Below are 17,999 nucleotides of genomic sequence, written 5' to 3'. Positions count from 1 at the left end.
CTAGCTGGCGAGGTCGAGCTGCGGCATCGGGCGGTAGATCTCGCAGGTCAGGACCCGGGTGTTCGGGCGCACGGGCAGGGGTGGTGCCTGGGACTGGTGGGTGTGTCCGGTGGGGGTGGTGATCTGCACGGTGTGGCGCTGGGGCCACTGGCTCTGGGTGTGATGTCGCCACCCGGGGGCTTCCTTGGCGTAGTTGCAGGCCTCGCACAGCCCTTGGCCGCCATCGAGGGTGCTACGGCCGCCCCGGTGGCGGGGTGTGACGTGGTCGCCGTGGCGGGCGGGGGCGTCACACCACGGCGTACGGCAGGTCTTGCCGTCGCGGGCGAACAGCAGGCGTCGCAACGCGCGGGGGAAGAGAATGCCCTTGGAGTCCATCGCGACCAGTGAGTTGTCGTCGGGGTGGGCGTACAGGCGCCGGATCAGCACCTTGCCGTCGGCGTCGGCCAGGAGCTTCCTGGCGATCCCGGCGGGGATCGGGCCGTGGCCCACGAGGTGGGCGGGGGTGGTGTCGTCGTCGAGGAGCATGTCGGCGTTCATCACGAGCTGGACCTCGACCCCGCGGGTGCCGGCGAGGGCCGGGCGGCAGAGCCGGGCGACGAGCTCGTCGGCGATGATCTGGTCGCGGGTGCGGTCGTCGCCGATCGCGCGCCGCAGGTCGGCGTACTCCCGGAGGCAGTCCATCGCGACCACGGCGTCCTCGGCGAGCACCTCGGCGCTGATCCGGGCCATCGAGTCCGGCAGGCCGCGTGCGGTGACCCGACGCCGGGTCCGGGCCCGTGCTGCGCGGTGCTCGGCGGCGGCGGTGTCGAGCTGGTAGGCCAGCCGGCGGGCGGACACCATGACCTCACGGTTGCCCATCCCACCCAGGCGGGGTCCGAGGGTCGCGTCGAGGAGACCTCGGTCGGCGCGGCACAGGTCGGCGGACTCGCGGGCCAGGATCTGCGCTCGGTACTCGTTGATCTCGCCCCGGCCGAGCGCGGCCAGGGTCTCGGGCAGGTCGTGGACCAGCGCTAACGCGAGGGCGGTGTGCTGGCGTCCTTCGTGGGGTGACTCGTGGCGGGCCAGGGCGACCTCGTGGGCCACCGCCCGACCCCGACGCTGCGCCGGCACCCCGGCCCGGGCCTCACGGACGAGGCGACGGGCGTGCAGATCGGCGGTCAGGCGTGCCTTGGCCGCGGCCGCGGCGCAGGTGAGGCGCTCCATCGCCTCGAGCTGGTCGACCAGCTCCTGCTCGTCGAGGCCTGCGCCGTCGATGTCACCGACGAGCTCGACCCAGAACGCGGCCGGGTCGGGCCGGGTCTCCTGGGTCGCGAGGGTCGTGAGCGTCTCGAACATGTTTTCGATTATACTGCTGACATGGAGATGGGTCTACCCCTCAATCTGTCTCCACAGGCGGATTCTTCCGGCTTCCGGTCCGGGCCGGGGAGGGGTACTTTCTCCTCATCGCCTCGGTCTGGGCGTGCAGCATCTCGGGAAGGACCAGCGTTGATCCAGGTTCGGTTCGCCGCACTACTCGCGGCCCTCACCCTCGTCCTTGTCGGCTGCTCCGACGACGACCGCGAACCCCACGTCGACCCCACTCCCTCGACGAGCACCACCACGACGACCAGTCCGACTCCCGACCCCACGCCGACGGTCGCGCCGCTGGGCCCAGTGGAGACGGTCAAGGCCTGGGTTCAAGCACGGAACCTGGCGATGTCGGACGGAGATGTTGCTCCGGTGCGCGCGCTGAGCGCGCCGGAGTGCCAGTCGTGCTCGGATCTGATCGATCCGATCGAGAAGACGTACGAGAGGGGCGGCCACTACGAGACCAAGGGGTGGCGCGTGGTGCGCACCAAGGTGACGAGTGAGGACGCCGCAAAAGTCGAGGTGGTTGCCGGACTAGAGCTGGGCGGCGGCCGTACCTTCCACTCCCCGACAGCGGATCCCGTGGTCTACCCCTCAGAGAAGCGAATCGGAATCTTCGAGCTGACGAGGTCGAACGACCAGTGGCGCATCGCATTGATCGGGTTCGCAAGATGAGACTGCTCATGGCCACGCTCTTGGCTGCCACCTCTCTCGCGTTCCTCTCATCACCAGCAGCGATGGCACGAGGATGCGACTTCGTGACCGTCACCTCAACGATCAACGGTGACGTCGTCACCGAGATGCAGCTCGTCTGCACGGGCGCCAGCGAGCAAGGGCCAGACGATGCAGAACCTGCCGAGTTCCATACTCCGTTGGGCGGGGCAGCCTGTATCGGCTACGCCATACAGGTGGGCCTCGACCCCACGGAGTTCTGTGACGAGGAGCAACCCCCAACGGAGATCACTCCGGGCATGATCTTGGCGGCCATTCGACGAACCCCCCTCCCGCCCTCCGAGCTGATCGTGCAGCCTCCCAACGGCCGCACGCTGGTCAACTTCGACACGAACTTCTACACCGAGACAGCACCCCTCGACCGCACCATCCGCTTGTTCGGCCAACAGGTCGACCTGAGGATCTGGCCCAGCAGCTACGAGTGGCACTTCGGCGACGGAGCGAGCACTGCCACCGAGTCGGCCGGGTCGCCGTACCCCGACCTCGAGATCACCCACAACTACACCGCCAAGGGGCAGGTCGGGCCGGCGGTGGACACGACCTACTCCGCCGAGTTCCGCGTCAACGGCGGTGCGTGGCGACCAGTGCCCGGCACCGTCACGATCCCCGGCGACGCAGTCGCGCTCGAGGTCGTCGAGGCCACCCCGGTGCTGGTCGGCTACAGCTGAACAGCTCGCAGGAGCGCCGCCGGCGGGTAGCCCGTACGGACTAGGCGTCCTGCCCGAAGAGACGGCCCCCGGCGGGTCGAGGCTGCTTACACTGAAGCCTCGCCGGAGGGGACCGGGTAGCCAGGACGGGGAGAGGGCGGATGAGCGGCGCACTCTCACGACTGCAGGAGCTGCAGGCGCAGGACCGGCCGACCCACGGCGGCCGCACGCTCGCCTACGTCTTCGACTCCGGCCTCGAGGAGGTCGACCGGCTGGCCGCCGAGGCGGTGGCGATGTACGCCGGCACCAACGGTCTCGACCCCTCCGCGTTCCCCAGCATGCTCATCATGGAGAACGAGCTGGTCGGCTTCGCGTGCGACCTCGTGGAGGCGCCGCCGACGGCGGTCGGCACCGTGACCTCCGGCGGCACGGAGTCGATCATGCTGGCCGTGCAGGGTGCCCGCGACGCGCGGCCCCACATCCGCAAGCCGACGATGGTGCTGCCCGCGACCGCCCACGCGTCCTTCCTCAAGGCCGCCGCCTACTTCGGCGTCGAGCCGGTCCTCGTGCCCGTCGACCAGGAGTTCCGCGCCGAGGTCGGCGCGATGGCGCACGCGATGAGCGCAGACACCGTGCTCGCGGTGGCCTCCGCGCCGTCGTACGCACACGGCGTCGTCGACCCCATCGCCTGGCTCGGGGCCGCCGCACTGGCCAAGGGGGTCCCGCTGCACGTGGACGCCTGCATCGGCGGCTGGATCCTGGCGTACGCCGAGCGGATCGGTCGGGTGAAGCCGGCCTGGAACTTCTCGGTCCCGGGGGTCACGTCGATCTCGGTCGACCTGCACAAGTACGGCTACACGCCCAAGGGTGCGTCGATCCTGCTCCACCGCACGCCCGCGGACCGCAAGCCGACCTACTTCGCCTCGGCCGCCTGGCCCGGCTACACGATGGTCAACACGACCATGCAGTCCACCAAGCCGGGCGGACCGCTCGCCGGGGCCTGGTTGACGGTCCAGTCGATCGGCCACGAGGGCTACCTCGACCTCGCCCGGTCCTGCCTCGGGGCCGTGGACCTGATCGTGGCGGGGGTGGACAAGATCGAGGGCGTCGACCTCGCCGTACGCCCCGACTCGAGCCTGGTCGCGCTGGTGGCCGACGACACCTGCGACGTCTTCACGATCGCAGACGAGATGGCCGAGCGGGGGTGGTACGTGCAGCCCCAGATGACCTGGCACGGGCACCCCCCGACGCTGCACCTCTCGGTCTCGGCGGCCACCCTGCCGCTGGTCGACGAGTGCCTGGAGGCCCTCGGCGAGTCGGTCGCCGCGGCCCAGGAAGTGGGCCCGGTCGAGGTCGACCGCAACATCCTCAAGATCCTGCGCTCGCTGCGGCCCGAGAAGCTCACCGACGCGGACTTCGATGCGCTGCTCCAGGCCGCGGGGCTGGCCGGCGACACCGGCGTGGCGACCCTGCCCAAGCGGATGGCGCAGATCAACGTGCTGCTGAACGCGTCCGGCCCGGCCCTGCGCGAGGCGCTGCTGGTGGCCTATCTCGACCGGCTGTTCCGGCCGGTGCGCGTCTGATCAGCCGAGCAGGTCGGCGTAGTCGGGGTGCCGCTCGATGTAGGACTTCACGAACTCACACGTCGGCGTGACCTTCAGCCCGCGCTCGCGCGCCTGGTGGAGGGCCTCCTTCACCAGCGTGCCGCCGATGCCCTTGCCTTCGAAGGCGTCGTCGACCACGGTGTGGGTGAACTCGATCCGCCCGTCGGTCAGGACGTACTCCGCGTAGCCGGCGGGCTCGCCGTCCGCGGTGATCTCGAAGCGGTGGAGCTCGGTGTTGTCGGTGACTTCGGTAGTGGCCATGGCCCGACGGTACCCAGGTCAGCCGGCCGCGAACGCCTCCACCGACTCGAGCGAGTAGCTGCCCGCGTCGGTGCCGAGGCCCTGGGCCACCTGGGCCGCGGTCGCGCAGCCGAGCCGCGCCGCCTCGGTGGTGTCGCGGCCCAGCGACAGCCCCCGCAGGAAGCCGGCCGAGAACGCGTCGCCGCAGCCGGTGGTGTCGACGAGCTTGTCCGGGTCGATCGGGTACGCCGCCACCTCGGCCACCGCGTCGGCGGTCACCACGAGCGCACCCTTGGCGCCCTGGGTCACGGCGACGCAGCCGGCACCAGCCGCGACCAGGGCGCGGGCACCCTCGGCCAGGTCGGTCGCGCCGGTGAAGCCGAGCACCTGCTCGTCGTTGGGCAGCAGGTAGTCGGTGTGGGGCAGGGCGTCGGCGATCCACGCGAGCATGTCCGGGTCGCCCGGGGCAAGGATGTCGAGCGACGTGGTCGCACCGATCGAGCGCGCGTGGGCGAGCAGCTGTCCGGCGGCCTCGCCCCCGAGGAACTCCGGTCCGCCGAGGTGCAGGTGGGTGATCCCCTCCAGCGTCGCCAGGTCGAGGTCGTCGAGGGTGAAGGCACCGTTGGCGCCGATGCAGTGCCACGCGGGCCGGTCGCCGTTGGGTCGCACGGGGATCACCGACGACGAGGTCTGGTGGTCGGGCTTGCGCACCAGTCCCGAGGTGTCGACCCCCTCGCGCGCGAGCAGCGCGAGCAGCGAGTCGCCGACCGGGTCAGTCCCGACCGCGCCGAAGCTGAGCACCTCGGCGCCGAGCCGCGAGAGGACCACCGCCGTGCCGCCCGCCGTACCTGCCGGCGAGAAGCGGATTGTCTCGACGAGCTGCCCGTCGGAGCTCGCGGGGATCGACTCGATGCCGATCACGTGGGTGTCGAGGACGTGGACGCCGACGGTGGCGATCTTCATGGCTGTTCTCCTGGCTGGACGGGTTGGCCGGACGGTTGCGTGGTGCCGTAGCTGCGGGCGATGGCCGCGGTGATCACGGCGAGCTGCTCGTCGTCGGTGAGGACGCGCGGCGTGCCGAGGGCGCTCGCGCGGTGGTGGAGCGTCGCGAGCCACTCGAGCAGCAGCGCGTGCTCGACGGCCTGGTCGAGGGTCGAGCCGACCGCGACCGAGCCGTGGTTGGCCATCAGCGCCGCCTGTCGTCCCTCGAGCGCGGCGCCGACCTGGGCGGCCAGCTCCGGGCTGCCGAAGGTCGCGTACGGTGCAACGCGCACCGCTCCGCCCAGCGCCAGCTGCTGGTAGTGCAGCACCGGGAGCTCGTCCAGCACGCAGGCCACCGCGGTGGAGTACGGCGCATGCGTGTGTACGACGGCAGCGGTGCCGCCATCGGTGCCCGCAGCGTAGAGGCCGAGGTGGAGGTCGATCTCGGAGGTGGGCAGCAGCTCGCCCTCGAGCACCTCGCCCGACAGCGAGACGACCGTGACGTCGGCCGGGCCGCAGTCGCCGAGCACGACGCCGGTGGCGGTCACGGCGACCCGGTCGCCGGCGCGGGCGCTGACGTTGCCCGCCGTACCGACCAGCAGGCCGGCCTCGGCCAGGCGCCGGGACGCGGCCGCGACCTGCTCGCGCAGCGCCAGGTCCTGGGAGCTCATCGGGCGATCCCCGCGATCCCCTCGGGCGTGGCGTAGCGCTCGAGGTAGGCCGTCACCAGGGTGATCCCCTCCTCGACCAGCTCACGGTCGCCGTCGTCGTCGTGCTCGTAGGCCAGCTGGAAGACGCGGTCGCCGATCTCGACGGCGAGCGTCGCGCTGGCCTGCGGCATCGTCGGCTGGGCGAGGCCCTGCTCGATCGCGAAGTCGCGCAGCATCTGGGCCACCCGCGCGTTGTGCTCGCGGCCGAACTGGTGCACGGCGGCGTTGCTGCGACCGCGCAGGTAGATCTCCACGAACGCACGGCGGCGGTGGTAGACGGACACGAACGCCTCCATGGTGGTGCGCACCAGGCCCTCGAGCGTGAGCACGCGCAGCGAGCCGAGGTCGGTGACGACCTGGGCGTCCATCTCGGCCATATCCCGCTCGGCGAGGGCGAGGAGCACGCCCTCCTTGTCGGCGAAGTACTGGTAGAGCGAGGCGACGGGCACGCCGGACGCCAGGGCGATGTCGCGCGTGGTCAGCGACTCGACGCCGCGCTCGACGACCAGCCGGGCGGCGGTGTCGAGGATGTGCTCGACCTTGCGTCGCGAGCGTGCCTGGGTGGGGATGCGGCGCCGTGCAGTGACGGCCGCCTCAGCCCGTTCCGATGCCATGCTGAGGAGTGTAGGGTAAGAAACCGAAGATGACACATGTTCAGGTTTGACCCATCTCGACCCCTGCTGTCCACCTCGAGGAGCCCAGATGAACGACCTCTCGCTCACCCGCCGCGGCGTGCTTGGCGGCACCGCGCTGGGCGGTGCCGCGCTGGGCACCGGCGCCTTCGCCGGCCTCACCGAGACCGCGCTGGCCGCACCCGGGACCGGTGGGCCGCAGGGTCTGCAGGGTGACCTCCCCCGTCAGGTCGACGTCGTCGTCGTGGGTGCCGGCATCGCCGGCCTGGTGGCGGCGCGCAAGGTCGCCCGGGCGGGCAGGTCGGTGCTGCTGGTCGAGGCCCGGCACCGCGTCGGCGGGCGGGTGCTCAACCACCGGCTCGACGGCGGCGAGACGATCGAGTCCGGCGGCGCGTTCGTCGGCCCCACCCAGGACCACATCCTCGCCCTGGCCCGCGAGCTCAAGGTGCCGACGTTCCTGGAGTACAACACCGGCAACAGCGTCTACATCTCCTCCACCACCGGGCGCATGGAGTACACCGGCACCGTCCCGCCCGACCCGACGATCCTCCCGGACGCCGCGGTGCTGCTGGCGCGCATCGACCAGTACGCCGCCGAGATCAACGTCGACGCCCCCTGGGCCCACCCCAGCGCGGCCGAGTGGGACGCGATGACGCTCGGCGAGTTCATCCGGCGCAACGCAGCCAACGCCGCCGGCGTCACCAACCTGATCAAGAGCTGGACCCAGCCGGGCTTCGGGGCCGACCCCGACGAGCTCTCCTTCCTCTACGTGCTCTGGTACGTCGCGTGCTCCGGCAACGAGCGCAACGTCGGCACCTTCGCCCGCAACTCCGACACCGCCAACGGCGCCCAGGAGCGGCGCTTCGTCGGCGGCTCGCAGCTGATCCCGCTGCGGCTCGCCCGCAGGCTGGGCGACATCGTGGCCCTGGCCGCGCCGGTCGACCGGATCGAGCAGCGCGACCACCGCGTCGTCGTACACACCGGGCGCGGCAAGGTCGTCGCCCGCCGCGTGATCGTCGCGGCACCGCCGCCGATGGTGCTCGGCATCGACTGGTTCCCCAAGCTGCCCACCCGACGGCTGCAGCTGCTGCGCCACCTGGACATGGGCCAGCTGATGAAGTGCGACGCCATCTACCGCACGCCGTTCTGGCGCGCCGACGGCCTCAACGGCTTCGGCCTCAACGACGCGGGCGCGGCCCGCGCCGTGTTCGACAACACCCCCAAGTCCGGCGGGCCCGGAGTGCTGCTCGCATTCGTCGGCGGCTCGACCTGGCGCAAGTACGGCGTCATGTCGAAGGCCGCGCGCCGCAAGCACGTCCTCGAGGGCTTCGCCGAGATGTTCGGCCCCCAGGCGCTGCGGCCGATCGACTACGTCGAGCACGACTGGACCCGCGAGCGCTGGACCGGCGGCGGCCCCACGGCCATCCACGCGCCCGGCACGCTGCTGCAGTTCGGCTCGGCCATCCGCAAGCCGTTCGGGCGGGTCCACTGGGCCGGCACCGAGACGTCGACGTACTGGTCGGGCTACATGGACGGCGCCGTCCGCTCCGGCAAGCGTGCCGCGACCGAGGTCCTGGAGAAGATGTGAGGCGCCTCCTGACCGCACTGTCCTGCGGCGTGCTCGGCGCCGGCCTCCTGGCTGGGCCCGCGCCGGTGGCCGAGGGCGCGCCCCCCAAGTGGAAGACCACGGTCTTCGCGAAGGTGCCCTCCCCCGGCTACCCCGCCTACGTGCACAAGCAACGCAACGGCCGGGTCTACGCCGGCACCTACATCGCCAAGGACAGCACGCAGGCCTCGCGCGTCTTCGAATGGACCGCCGGCGGGATGCTCCTGCGCTCGTGGCCGGTGCCGCACCAGGACCTCGCGGCCGACCACGGCGTGCAGGTCGCCAACCAGACCCGCGACGGGCGGCTGATCCTGCTCGAGACCTCGCGCTCGTCGGTGATGACCCTCAACCCGAAGACCGGCAAGTTCCGCCGGATCGCGAAGATCCCCGGCGGCGGGGTGCCCAACTACGCCACCTGGGGCCCGCAGAACGCGCTCTACGTGACCGACTACTCCGACGGCGTGATCTGGAAGATCTCGCGGCGCGGCAAGGTCACCCGCTGGTTCGACTCCACCGCCCTCGACGGCGTGGAGTTCGGCACCACCGGCATCGTCTACCGCCCGGGCCGCCGCGACTTCCTGATCAGCCAGCAGACCTCTGCCTCCGGAGGCTCGCTGCCCAGCAACGGGCACCTCTTCCGGCTGACCACCCGCGAGGGCGGCCGCGCGGGCGCCCTGTCGACGCTGTGGACCTCGGGCCCAGGCGAGCTACCCGACGGCTTCGGGATCGGCCGGTCCGGCCACGTCTACATCGCGATGGCGGGACTCACCGCCCAGCTGGTCGAGCTGTCCGCGACCGGCACCGAGCTCGACCGCTTCCCGGACACGCCGTTCACCGGCGAGAACGGCTCCCCGATCCCGTTCGACACCCCGTGCAGCGCCACCTTCAGCGGCACCAAGGTGCTCGTCGCCAACCAGTCAGCGGTCCAGGGCGACGCCAGCCACCAGGCGGTCCTAGCGGTCGAGGTCGGCGAGCGGGGACGGCCGCCGTACCTGCCCAAGAAGGCGACGTTCCCCCTGCGCTGACGCGTCGTCGTCGACAATGGCCCCATGAGTGCGCTCGCGGGGCTGGTCGACAAGGGGCTGATGGCGCCGGACTGGGCCGAGGCCCTGGCACCGGTCGACGAGCGGATCGCTCGGATGGGCGCGTTCTTGCGCGAGGAGCTGGCCGCCGGGCGCGACTACCTGCCGGCCGGTGAGCACGTGTTCCGCGCCTTTTCCAGGCCGCTCGCGAGCGTGCGGGTGCTGGTCGTGGGCCAGGACCCCTACCCCACGCCGGGCCACCCGATCGGGCTGAGCTTCGCCGTGGAGGGTCACGTGCGACCGGTGCCGCGCAGCCTGGCCAACATCTACCGCGAGCTCGCCACCGACGTCGGCGTCGTCGCGCCCGCACACGGCGACCTCACCGCCTGGTCGGACCGCGGGGTGATGCTGCTCAACCGGGTGCTCACCGTGCGCCCCGGCGAGTCCGCATCGCACCGCGGCCGCGGCTGGGAGGAGGTCACCGAGTGCGCGATCCGGGCGCTGGCGCGGCGCGGCGGCCCGTGCGCGGCGATCCTCTGGGGCCGGGACGCGCAGTCGCTCAAGCCGCTGCTGACCCCCGTGCCGTGGGTGGAGTCGGTGCACCCGTCGCCGCTCTCGGCGAGCCGGGGCTTCTTCGGCTCCCGCCCGTTCAGCCGCGTCAACCGGCTGCTGACCGACCAGGGCGGGGAAGAGCTGGACTGGAGCCTCCCACTGGAATAAAGTTGAAGCAACAACTATTGAGGTGGACATGGACAACTCACGGATGCCGGCGCTCTACATCGGCCACGGCGCTCCCCCGCTCCTCGACGACCCCATCTGGTCCGGCCAGCTCGCCGCCTGGGCGAAGGACCTCCCACGCCCCAAGGCGATCCTGATCGTCAGCGCCCACTGGGAGTCGGCCCCCGTGAGCCTCAGCGCCAACGGCGCGCCCCTGGTCTACGACTTCGGCGGCTTCGACCCGAAGTACTACCGGATGACCTACGAGACCCCTGACGCCACGGCGCTCGCCCAGCGCGTAGCCGCGATGATGCCGGCGTCCGAGCCGGTGCACCAGCACTCCTCGCGCGGGCTCGACCACGGCGCCTGGGTGCCGCTTCGCATCATGTACCCCGACGGCGACATCCCCGTGCTCCAGATGTCGCTCCCCACGTCGGACCCCGCCCGCCTGCTCAAGCTCGGCGAGCGGCTGCGCCCGCTGCGTGACGAGGGCGTGCTGATCATCGGCAGCGGCTTCCTCACCCACGGGCTGCCGTACCTCAAGGAGTTCCGGATCGAGGCGGCCGCTCCCGGCTGGTCCAAGGACTTCGACGCCTGGGCCGGCGAGGCGCTGGCCCGCGGTGACGTCGACGCCCTGGCCAACTACCGCGCCGAGGCCCCCGGCATGCCGTACGCCCACCCCACTGTCGAGCACTACACGCCGCTGTTCGTCACCCTCGGCGCCGCGACCACCCCCGACGAGCCAGGGCTGCAAGTGATCGACGGCTTCTGGATGGGGTTGTCGAAGCGCAGCCTCCAAGTGGCCTAAGCGGAGGATCCGGACCTTTCGCCGTCGTTCTGGCGAGTTGCAACTGCCCGGAACGACGGCGATCTCAGCATCTGCTGAAATCCGCCGCCAAGCCGCCAAGCCGCCAAGCCGTCAGGCCGTCAGGCCCCGGTGACCTTATCCAGCTCGACGAGGTCCTCCTCGGTGGGCGACCAGCGCAGGGCGCGGGCGTTGGCACGCATCTGTGCACCTGACGTGGCGCCGGAGATCACCGACGACACGCACGGCTGGGCGGCCAGGCCCGCGATCGCCACGTCGAGCACCGACAGGTCGCGGTCGCGGGCGTAGGCCTCGACCGCCTCGATCCGGTCCCAGTCGGCGCCGGCCAGCCACTGCGCACGCGACGGGTCGAGCGCCGCGCGGGAGCCGGCGGGAGCGGCCTCGCCGCGGCGGTACTTGCCGGTGAGCAGGCCGTACTCCAGCGGGAAGAACGGCAGGATGCCGAGCCCGTAGTGGTCGCACGCGGGCGCGACCTCCTCCTCGATGCTCCGGTCGAGCAGCGAGTAGCGGTTCTGCACCGACACGAACCGCTCGAGGCCGGCGGTCCGGGCCGTCCAGTCGGCGTCGGCGATCTGCCAGGCGTCGAAGTTGGAGCAGCCGAGGTAGCCGATCTTGCCCTCGTGGACCAGGTCGGTCAGCACCGACAGGGTCTCCTCGATCGGCGTCACGTCGTCCGGCACGTGGAGCTGGTAGAGGTCGATGTGATCGACCCGGAGCCGCCGCAGCGACCCCTCGACGGCACGGCGTACGTAGCGCCGGGACGCGCGTACGCCGTGGTCGTCGCCGTACTCACCGCGCATGCCCATGCCGAACTTGGTGGCCAGCACGAAGTGCTCACGCTGGCCCTCGAGCGCCTCGCCCAGCAGGGCCTCGCTGCCCCCCGGCGGGTCGCCGTAGGCGTCGGCGGTGTCGAGCAGGGTCACGCCGACGTCGCGGGCGGCGGCGAGGATCTCGCTCACGCCGGCGGCGTCGACCCGGCGGCTCAACGCGTTGCAGCCGATCCCCACGGTGCTGACCATCAGGCCCGAGTCGCCCAGCGCCCGGTACTCCATCTCGCTCATGCGCCCATGCTGCCAGCGCCCATATTTTCGGGCACCGTCATCAGCGCTCGTACGTCGTCCTGGAGCCGCGGCCCGAGCTCGCCCCAGCCCGGCTCGTAGCCGTAGAGCTCGCGCAGCGACACCCGCGAGCGGGTGCCGTCGAGCAGGTCGACGTCCTCGGGGCCGATCAGCCCGGGGTGGACGACCCCCACGGCCTCGCTCACCTTGATCAGGTCGCGCCGCAGCGAGGTGACGTAGTTGGCGGTGCGCACCGACTTGAGCGTCGGGTCGAGGCCACGCTGCAGCCACGCGTTCTGCGTGGCCACGCCGGTCGGGCAGTGGTCGGTGTGGCACTTCTGGGCCTGGATGCAGCCGATCGCGAGCATCGCCTCGCGCCCGACCTGGATCAGGTCGGCGCCGAGCGCGAACGCGACGGTGGCGCTCTCCGGGAGCCCGAGCTTGCCGCCGCCGACGAACGTCACGTCGTCGGTCAGGCCGGCCGCGGCGAAGCGGCGGTAGACCTCGCTGAACGCCACCCGGAACGGGTAGGCCACCGAGTCGGCGAACACCATGGGGGCCGCACCCGTGCCACCTTCGCCGCCGTCGATGTTGACGAAGTCCACGCCGCGCTGGCCCCCGACCATCTGCTCGACCAGGTGGTCCCAGAAGTCCAGGTTGCCGACCGCGGACTTGATGCCGACCGGCAGCCCGGTCTCGGCGGCGAGCAGCTCGACGAAGTCGAGCATCGAGTCGACGCCGTCGAAGACCTGGTGACGGCTGGGCGAGGCGCAGTCGACGCCGGCCTTGATCCCGCGGATCTCGGCGATCTCCTCGCTCACCTTGGCCGCGGGGAGCATGCCGCCGAGCCCCGGCTTCGCTCCCTGGGACAGCTTGATCTCCAACGCCCGCACGGGCGCACCCGCCACCAGGTCCTTGAGCCGCGCGAGGTCGAACCGGCCCTGGTCGTCGCGGCAGCCGAAGTACGACGTACCGATCTGGAACACCAGGTCCCCACCGCTGCGGTGGTACGACGAGAGCCCGCCCTCACCGGTGTTCTGCAGGCAGCCGGCCAGCCCGGCGCCCCGGTTGAGCGCCTCGATCGCGTTGGCCGACAGCGCCCCGAAGCTCATGCCGGAGATGTTGACCGCCGACGGCGGCCGGAACGCCTGGGCCCGGCCGCGCGCGGCGCCGACCACCTTGGCCGCGGGCAGCGGCACCCCCTCGTCGGCGTGCCGACCGGTGGCGGCGCCGGGGCCGGTGAAGGTCCGGTGCTTGATGATCGGGTAGCCGACGACGTTCTCGACGTCGTTGTCGGTGCCGAACCCGAAGTAGGAGTTCTCCAGCTTCGAGGAGGCGTAGACCCAGCGCCGCTGGTCCCGGCTGAACGGCCGCTCCTCGTCGTTCGAGGTGACGATGTACTGGCGCAGCTCGGGCCCGAAGCGCTCCAGCTGGAAGCGCAGGTGCCCGATGACCGGGAAGGTGCGCAGGATGGCGTGCTTGCGCTGGGTGAGGTCGTGTGCGGCCACCGCGCCGAGCGCGGCAGCGCCGAGGGCGGCGACCCGAGTGAGCTTCATGCCCTACAGGTACCCGCAATCGAGCGCCGGCGACAGGGCCACGCCGTACGGCGTCAGCGGATGCGCGTCTTGCGCATCATCCGCAGCCCCGAGAGCATCCCCTTCACATAGGCGTCGTAGTCCTGGCCGGGCCGGGCACCCATGACCTGCTTCTTGAGCACGGCGAGGTTCTGCACGTCGGTGTACTTGGTCAGGCCCTGGTCGCCGTGCCGCGCGCCGACGCCGGACTGCTTGACGCCACCGGACGGCGTGCCCTTCGACGCGAACGCCGTGGCCAGGATGTCGTTGATGTTGACGTTGCCCGACTCGATGCGCCGCGCCACGGACTCCGCCCGGCTGAGGTCGGCGCCCCACACCGAGGCGTTGAGGCCGTACTCCGTGTCGTTGGCCAGGGCGACCGCCTCGTCGACGGTGGAGTAGCGGTGCAGCGCGACGACGGGACCGAAGGTCTCGGTCGCGCCGGCGAGCATGTCCTTGGTGACGCCCTCGAGGATGGTCGGCTCGAAGAACGCCGGGCCGAGGTCCGGGCGGGCCTTGCCGCCGGTGACGACCGTGGCGCCCTTGGCAACGGCGTCCTCGACGTGCGACTGCACGCGGTCCTTGTGGTCGGGCGAGACCAGCGAGCCCATCTCGGGGCCGAAGTCGTACGACGCCCCGACCTTGAGCGCCTCGGCGGCGGCGACGAACTTGGTCTTGAACTCGTCGTAGCGCGACTCGGGCAGGTAGATCCGCTCGATGTGCATGCAGATCTGGCCGGTGTTGCCGAAGACCCCGAACACGGCGCCCTGGACGGTCTCGTCCATGTTGGCGTCGTCGAGGACGATCATCGGGTTCTTGCCGCCGAGCTCGAGGCAGCAGCCGATCAGGTTGCGGCCGGCGCGCTCGCCGATCACCCGACCGGTGGCCGTGGAGCCGGTGAACATCACGTAGTTGGCGTTGTCGATCAGGGTCGGGCCGACGTCCGGGCCCTCGCCGCAGACGACCTGGAAGAGGCCCTTGGGCAGCCCCGCCTCCTCGAGCATCGAGATGCCGTAGAGGGGCGACAGCGCGGTCTTGTTGTCGGGCTTGAGCACGACGCCGTTGCCGGCGATCAGCGCGGTGATCGCGTCGGACATGCCGGTGGCGAAGGGGAAGTTCCACGGCGCGATCACGCCGACGACGCCCTTGGGCTGGCGGATCTCGGTGGAGGTCGTCAGGAACGGGACCGGCCCGCCGCGCTTGGTCGACGCCAGCAGCTTGGGCGCCCGCTTGATGTAGTGGCTCATCACCATGGGCGGGTCGCAGCTCTCCTCGATCGCCATCCGCCGGTTCTTGCCGCTCTCGACCTGGATCAGGTCGGTCGTGGTGACCGCGTTGTCGAGGAAGAGCTTGTGCGCGCGCTTGAACACCGCCAGCCGCTTGGACAGCGGCCACTTCGCCCACTCGTGCTGCGCCTTGCGTGCCGAGGCGAAGGCCTGCTCGATGTCGGCCGGGGTCGACTGCGGCAGCTCGACGAGCACCTCGCCGGAGTAGACCTCGGTCAGCTTCCACGTGCCACCGCTGGTCGAGGGCACCCGGGAGACGAGCTTCTGGAGGAAGGCGTCGGTGATCGACGCGGGCCGCTGGAGGGTCATGAGTCGATATCCCTTAGAGAGTGTGGCCGAGGACGATGTCGGCGCCGCGCTCGCCGATCATGATCGCGGGCGCGTTGGTGTTGCCGCCGGTGATCGACGGCATGATCGAGGCGTCACACACGCGCAGCCCCTCGATGCCGCGGACCTTGAGGTCCGGGCCGACGACCGCGAGGTCGTCGACGCCCATCCGGCAGGTGCCGACGCCGTGGTAGACCGACGTGGCGCGGTTGAGGATCGCGTCGCGCAGCGCCTGCCCCTGGAGGTTCTTGCCGGGGTGCAGCTCCTCCTTCACGGCACCGCCGAAGGCGGCCCCGCCCATGATCTCGCGGACCATCTCGGAGCCCTCGGCGAGCACCTCGAGGTCGGACGGGTCCGCGAGGTACTGGAAGTCGATCAGCGGCGCGGCCTTCGGGTCGGACGACGCGAGGCGCAGCGTGCCGCGGCTCTTGGGGTAGATCAGCGTCGACAGCAACGTGATCGACGTACGCGGGTCGACCTTGTGCTGGATCGGCTCGTCCTGGTTGGGCGAGACGTAGGACCACGGGAGCAGGTGCAGCTGGAGGTCGGGTACGTCGGTCGCCTGCGACGTACGCAGGAACGCGACCGCCTCGAACACCGAGTTGGCCAGGAACGTCTTGCCGGGCCGCAGCGCCTCCTTGGCCACGCCCTTGGCGAAGAAGAACGCGTTGCCGCGCATCTTCGACGTCGTAGTGTGGAAGGTCAGCGCGTGGAACATGTGGTCGTGCAGGTTGTCGCCCACCGGCAGGTCGGCGAGGACCTTGATGCCGTGGTCGTTGAGGTGCTGCGCGTGGCCGACGCCCGACAGCATCAGGAGCTGGGCCGAGCCGACGAAGCCCGCGGAGAGGATGACCTCCTTGCCGGCGCGCACGGTGCGCCGGGAGCCGTCCTTGTCGGTGACCTCGACGCCGGTCGCCCGGCCGTTCTCGATGTTGACCTTGGTGACGAGCACCTCGGACTGCAGCTGCAGCGTCGGCACGTCGAGGTGGTGGATGTAGCCGCGCGAGGCGCTGTAGCGCAGGCCGTCAGCGGCGTTCTGCTGCATCCGGCTGACGCCCTCCTGCGACTCCGCGTTGTAGTCGTCGAGGATCTTCACGCCGAGGGTGTCGGCGGTGGCCTGGATGAACTGGAGCGAGCCCTCCTGCGGGGCCTTGTTGCGGGTGATCTTGATCGGCCCGCCGGAGCCGCGGTACTGGTTGGCGCCGCCCTCGAAGTCCTCCATGCGCTTGTAGGACTCGTTGACCTCGTCGGCCGACCAGCCGGTGTTGCCCTCGGCGGCCCAGGAGTCGTAGTTGGCGCGGTTGCCGCGCACGTAGACCATGCCGTTGATGGAGCTGGAGCCGCCGACGACCTTGCCGCGCGGGACCGGCATCTTGCGGTCGAGCAGGTGCTTCTGCGGCGTGGAGTAGAAGCCCCAGTCGACGCGCGCCTTGATCTGCGGCACGGAGTGCATCGGGCCGATCATCCCCGGCTTCTTCACGAGGTACTGCTCGTCGCTCTTGCCCGCCTCGAGCACGATCACGCTGGCCCCTGACTGGGCCAGGCGACCGGCGATGGCGGCGCCGGAGCTGCCAGATCCGACGACCACGTAGTCGGCTTCGTTCAGTTGGGGGGCAGCCTTGGCCATAGTTCAGAGTTCCTCGTCTGGTCGGGGTGATGCCGGTCATAACTGTAACGCGTTCTAGTTTGCCCCGTACAGGCCTCCCACAGGAGGATCACCTCGTGCAGATCCTCTCGATCCAGTCCTCCGTGGCCTACGGGCACGTCGGCAACTCCGCCGCCGTCTTCCCCCTCCAGCGGCTGGGCCACGAGGTGTGGCCGGTGATCACCGTGCACTTCTCCAACCACACCGGGTACGGCGCGTGGCGCGGCCCGCTGCTCGCGCCGGACGACGTGGCCGAGGTGATCGCCGGGATCGGCGACCGGGGCGTGCTCGGCCAGGTCGACGCGGTGCTGTCCGGCTACCAGGGCGACCCCGCGATGGGCGCCGTGATCCTCGACGCGGTCGCGACCGTCAAGGCGGCCAACCCCGACGCGGTCTACTGCTGCGACCCGGTCATGGGCGACATCGGCCGCGGGATGTTCGTGCGCCCCGGCATCCCGGAGTTCCTGCGCGACACGGTCGTCCCGGCCGCCGACATCATCACGCCCAACCACTTCGAGCTCGACTTCCTCGCCGGCACGACCACCGTCACCACGGGCACCCTCGACGAGGTGCTGGCCGCGGTGGACGCCGTGCGCGCGCAGGGACCACGCGACGTACTCGTGACCAGCGTGCTGCACACCGGCTCCGCGCCCGACACCCTCGACGTGGTCGCCGTCTCCGACGAGGGCGCGTGGGCGGTCACCACCCCGCTGCTGCCGATCACGCCCAACGGCTGCGGCGACGTCACCGCCGCGCTCTACCTCGCCCACCTGCGCACCACCGGCTCGCCGGCGGTCGCCCTGGGCCGCACCACGTCGTCGGTCTTTGCGATCCTCGAGGCCACCCTGGCCGCGGGCACCCGCGAGATCCAGCTGGTCGCCGCCCAGGACGCGATCGCCGAGCCGCCGGAGCGGTTCGAGGTGCGCACGCTGCGCTGACCGGGCACCCGCAGAGCCGCGTGAGAGAATCGAACTCTCGACATTCGCTTTACAAGAGCGACGCTCTGCCATCTGAGCTAACGCGGCACGCACCCGCAGAGGTGCCC

Annotated in this window: 17 protein-coding genes and 1 tRNA gene; 8 read left to right on the top strand and 10 right to left on the bottom strand. The window is 71.0% G+C overall.

What is annotated here, in order from left to right; genetic code table 11:
* Window positions 1–1,335 carry an HNH endonuclease gene (locus BLR90_RS12825; RefSeq protein ID WP_091025623.1) on the bottom strand — a complete coding sequence of 445 codons (1,335 nt, stop codon included), beginning with the start codon at window positions 1,333–1,335 and terminating at the stop codon, window positions 1–3.
* Between the two features lie 150 nt (window positions 1,336–1,485).
* On the opposite strand from BLR90_RS12825, the gene BLR90_RS12820 reads away from it, so the two are divergent.
* The 3 genes from BLR90_RS12820 to BLR90_RS12810 all read left to right on the top strand — a co-directional run bounded on the left by BLR90_RS12820 (window position 1,486) and on the right by BLR90_RS12810 (window position 4,309).
* Window positions 1,486–2,022, top strand: a complete 537-nt coding sequence (locus BLR90_RS12820) for a DUF6318 family protein (RefSeq protein ID WP_091025622.1) — start codon at window positions 1,486–1,488, stop codon at window positions 2,020–2,022.
* A gap of 347 nt (window positions 2,023–2,369) precedes the next feature.
* Window positions 2,370–2,747: a hypothetical protein gene (locus tag BLR90_RS12815; protein WP_091023854.1), complete on the top strand. Its 378-nt coding sequence runs from the start codon at window positions 2,370–2,372 to the stop codon at window positions 2,745–2,747.
* Window positions 2,748–2,887: 140 nt separating this feature from the next.
* Window positions 2,888–4,309 (top strand): pyridoxal phosphate-dependent decarboxylase family protein, encoded by a 1,422-nt coding sequence (locus BLR90_RS12810; RefSeq protein ID WP_091025620.1) that lies wholly within the window; start codon window positions 2,888–2,890, stop codon window positions 4,307–4,309.
* Here BLR90_RS12810 and BLR90_RS12805 read toward each other — a convergent pair whose 3' ends face one another.
* From BLR90_RS12805 to BLR90_RS12790, 4 genes are read right to left on the bottom strand one after another with little or no spacing between them, the layout of a single operon-like run.
* On the bottom strand, window positions 4,310–4,591 hold the full coding sequence (locus BLR90_RS12805; protein ID WP_091025619.1) for a GNAT family N-acetyltransferase: 282 nt from the start codon (window positions 4,589–4,591) through the stop codon (window positions 4,310–4,312).
* An 18-nt stretch (window positions 4,592–4,609) separates the two neighbouring features.
* Window positions 4,610–5,533 (bottom strand): carbohydrate kinase family protein, encoded by a 924-nt coding sequence (locus BLR90_RS12800; RefSeq protein WP_091025618.1) that lies wholly within the window; start codon window positions 5,531–5,533, stop codon window positions 4,610–4,612.
* Window positions 5,530–6,222 (bottom strand): class II aldolase/adducin family protein, encoded by a 693-nt coding sequence (locus tag BLR90_RS12795; protein WP_091025617.1) that lies wholly within the window; start codon window positions 6,220–6,222, stop codon window positions 5,530–5,532. Before BLR90_RS12795 ends, BLR90_RS12800 begins: the two co-directional genes overlap by 4 nt.
* Window positions 6,219–6,875, bottom strand: a complete 657-nt coding sequence (locus BLR90_RS12790; RefSeq protein WP_091025616.1) for a TetR/AcrR family transcriptional regulator — start codon at window positions 6,873–6,875, stop codon at window positions 6,219–6,221. Before BLR90_RS12790 ends, BLR90_RS12795 begins: the two co-directional genes overlap by 4 nt.
* A gap of 88 nt (window positions 6,876–6,963) precedes the next feature.
* Here BLR90_RS12790 and BLR90_RS12785 point away from each other — a divergent pair, with 88 nt between their 5' ends.
* Genes BLR90_RS12785 through BLR90_RS12770 form a run of 4 tightly spaced genes read left to right on the top strand, consistent with a single transcriptional unit; the run spans window position 6,964 to window position 11,046 of the window.
* On the top strand, window positions 6,964–8,481 hold the full coding sequence (locus tag BLR90_RS12785; protein WP_091025615.1) for a flavin monoamine oxidase family protein: 1,518 nt from the start codon (window positions 6,964–6,966) through the stop codon (window positions 8,479–8,481).
* A complete protein-coding gene (locus BLR90_RS12780) occupies window positions 8,478–9,524 on the top strand; it encodes an SMP-30/gluconolactonase/LRE family protein (protein ID WP_091025614.1) in 1,047 nt (348 codons plus the stop codon). Before BLR90_RS12785 ends, BLR90_RS12780 begins: the two co-directional genes overlap by 4 nt.
* A gap of 24 nt (window positions 9,525–9,548) precedes the next feature.
* Window positions 9,549–10,241, top strand: coding sequence for a uracil-DNA glycosylase (locus BLR90_RS12775; RefSeq protein WP_091025613.1), 693 nt, complete (start codon window positions 9,549–9,551; stop codon window positions 10,239–10,241).
* 28 nt (window positions 10,242–10,269) lie between these two features.
* A complete protein-coding gene (locus BLR90_RS12770; RefSeq protein WP_091025612.1) occupies window positions 10,270–11,046 on the top strand; it encodes a dioxygenase family protein in 777 nt (258 codons plus the stop codon).
* A gap of 119 nt (window positions 11,047–11,165) precedes the next feature.
* On the opposite strand, the gene BLR90_RS12765 is transcribed toward BLR90_RS12770, so the two are convergent.
* The 4 genes from BLR90_RS12765 to BLR90_RS12750 are packed head-to-tail and all read right to left on the bottom strand — an operon-like array spanning window position 11,166 to window position 16,936.
* Entirely contained in the window at window positions 11,166–12,125 is a 960-nt protein-coding gene (locus tag BLR90_RS12765; protein WP_218029502.1) for an aldo/keto reductase, read from the bottom strand.
* Entirely contained in the window at window positions 12,122–13,678 is a 1,557-nt protein-coding gene (locus BLR90_RS12760; protein ID WP_091025610.1) for an FMN-binding glutamate synthase family protein, read from the bottom strand. Before BLR90_RS12760 ends, BLR90_RS12765 begins: the two co-directional genes overlap by 4 nt.
* A gap of 53 nt (window positions 13,679–13,731) precedes the next feature.
* Window positions 13,732–15,291: a succinic semialdehyde dehydrogenase gene (locus tag BLR90_RS12755; RefSeq protein WP_091025609.1), complete on the bottom strand. Its 1,560-nt coding sequence runs from the start codon at window positions 15,289–15,291 to the stop codon at window positions 13,732–13,734.
* A gap of 13 nt (window positions 15,292–15,304) precedes the next feature.
* On the bottom strand, window positions 15,305–16,936 hold the full coding sequence (locus BLR90_RS12750; protein WP_091025608.1) for a GMC family oxidoreductase: 1,632 nt from the start codon (window positions 16,934–16,936) through the stop codon (window positions 15,305–15,307).
* 95 nt (window positions 16,937–17,031) lie between these two features.
* Here BLR90_RS12750 and pdxY point away from each other — a divergent pair, with 95 nt between their 5' ends.
* On the top strand, window positions 17,032–17,892 hold the full coding sequence (gene pdxY, locus BLR90_RS12745) for a pyridoxal kinase PdxY (RefSeq protein ID WP_091025607.1): 861 nt from the start codon (window positions 17,032–17,034) through the stop codon (window positions 17,890–17,892).
* Between the two features lie 14 nt (window positions 17,893–17,906).
* Here the strand turns inward: pdxY and BLR90_RS12740 are convergent.
* Window positions 17,907–17,979, bottom strand: a tRNA-Thr gene (locus BLR90_RS12740).
* Window positions 17,980–17,999 lie beyond the last annotated feature (20 nt).

Origin of the sequence: Nocardioides szechwanensis (genome assembly GCF_900103935.1) — a bacterium.
Taxonomy (GTDB): domain Bacteria; phylum Actinomycetota; class Actinomycetes; order Propionibacteriales; family Nocardioidaceae; genus Nocardioides; species Nocardioides szechwanensis.
The sequence above is the reverse complement of the archived record's forward strand: the minus strand, read 5'-3'. Positions and strand labels throughout refer to the sequence as shown.

What these genes read in the sequence shown, in the direction of transcription:
- BLR90_RS12760 (WP_091025610.1), bottom strand. Translation starts at nt 13,678, where the DNA reads ATGAAGCTCACTCGGGTCGCCGCCCTCGGCGCTGCCGCGCTCGGCGCG.
- BLR90_RS12775 (WP_091025613.1), top strand. Translation starts at nt 9,549, where the DNA reads ATGAGTGCGCTCGCGGGGCTGGTCGACAAGGGGCTGATGGCGCCGGAC.
- BLR90_RS12805 (WP_091025619.1), bottom strand. Translation starts at nt 4,591, where the DNA reads ATGGCCACTACCGAAGTCACCGACAACACCGAGCTCCACCGCTTCGAG.
- BLR90_RS12790 (WP_091025616.1), bottom strand. Translation starts at nt 6,875, where the DNA reads ATGGCATCGGAACGGGCTGAGGCGGCCGTCACTGCACGGCGCCGCATC.
- BLR90_RS12755 (WP_091025609.1), bottom strand. Translation starts at nt 15,291, where the DNA reads ATGACCCTCCAGCGGCCCGCGTCGATCACCGACGCCTTCCTCCAGAAG.
- BLR90_RS12800 (WP_091025618.1), bottom strand. Translation starts at nt 5,533, where the DNA reads ATGAAGATCGCCACCGTCGGCGTCCACGTCCTCGACACCCACGTGATC.
- BLR90_RS12750 (WP_091025608.1), bottom strand. Translation starts at nt 16,936, where the DNA reads ATGGCCAAGGCTGCCCCCCAACTGAACGAAGCCGACTACGTGGTCGTC.
- BLR90_RS12770 (WP_091025612.1), top strand. Translation starts at nt 10,270, where the DNA reads ATGGACAACTCACGGATGCCGGCGCTCTACATCGGCCACGGCGCTCCC.
- BLR90_RS12785 (WP_091025615.1), top strand. Translation starts at nt 6,964, where the DNA reads ATGAACGACCTCTCGCTCACCCGCCGCGGCGTGCTTGGCGGCACCGCG.
- BLR90_RS12825 (WP_091025623.1), bottom strand. Translation starts at nt 1,335, where the DNA reads ATGTTCGAGACGCTCACGACCCTCGCGACCCAGGAGACCCGGCCCGAC.
- BLR90_RS12765 (WP_218029502.1), bottom strand. Translation starts at nt 12,125, where the DNA reads ATGAGCGAGATGGAGTACCGGGCGCTGGGCGACTCGGGCCTGATGGTC.
- BLR90_RS12810 (WP_091025620.1), top strand. Translation starts at nt 2,888, where the DNA reads ATGAGCGGCGCACTCTCACGACTGCAGGAGCTGCAGGCGCAGGACCGG.
- BLR90_RS12795 (WP_091025617.1), bottom strand. Translation starts at nt 6,222, where the DNA reads ATGAGCTCCCAGGACCTGGCGCTGCGCGAGCAGGTCGCGGCCGCGTCC.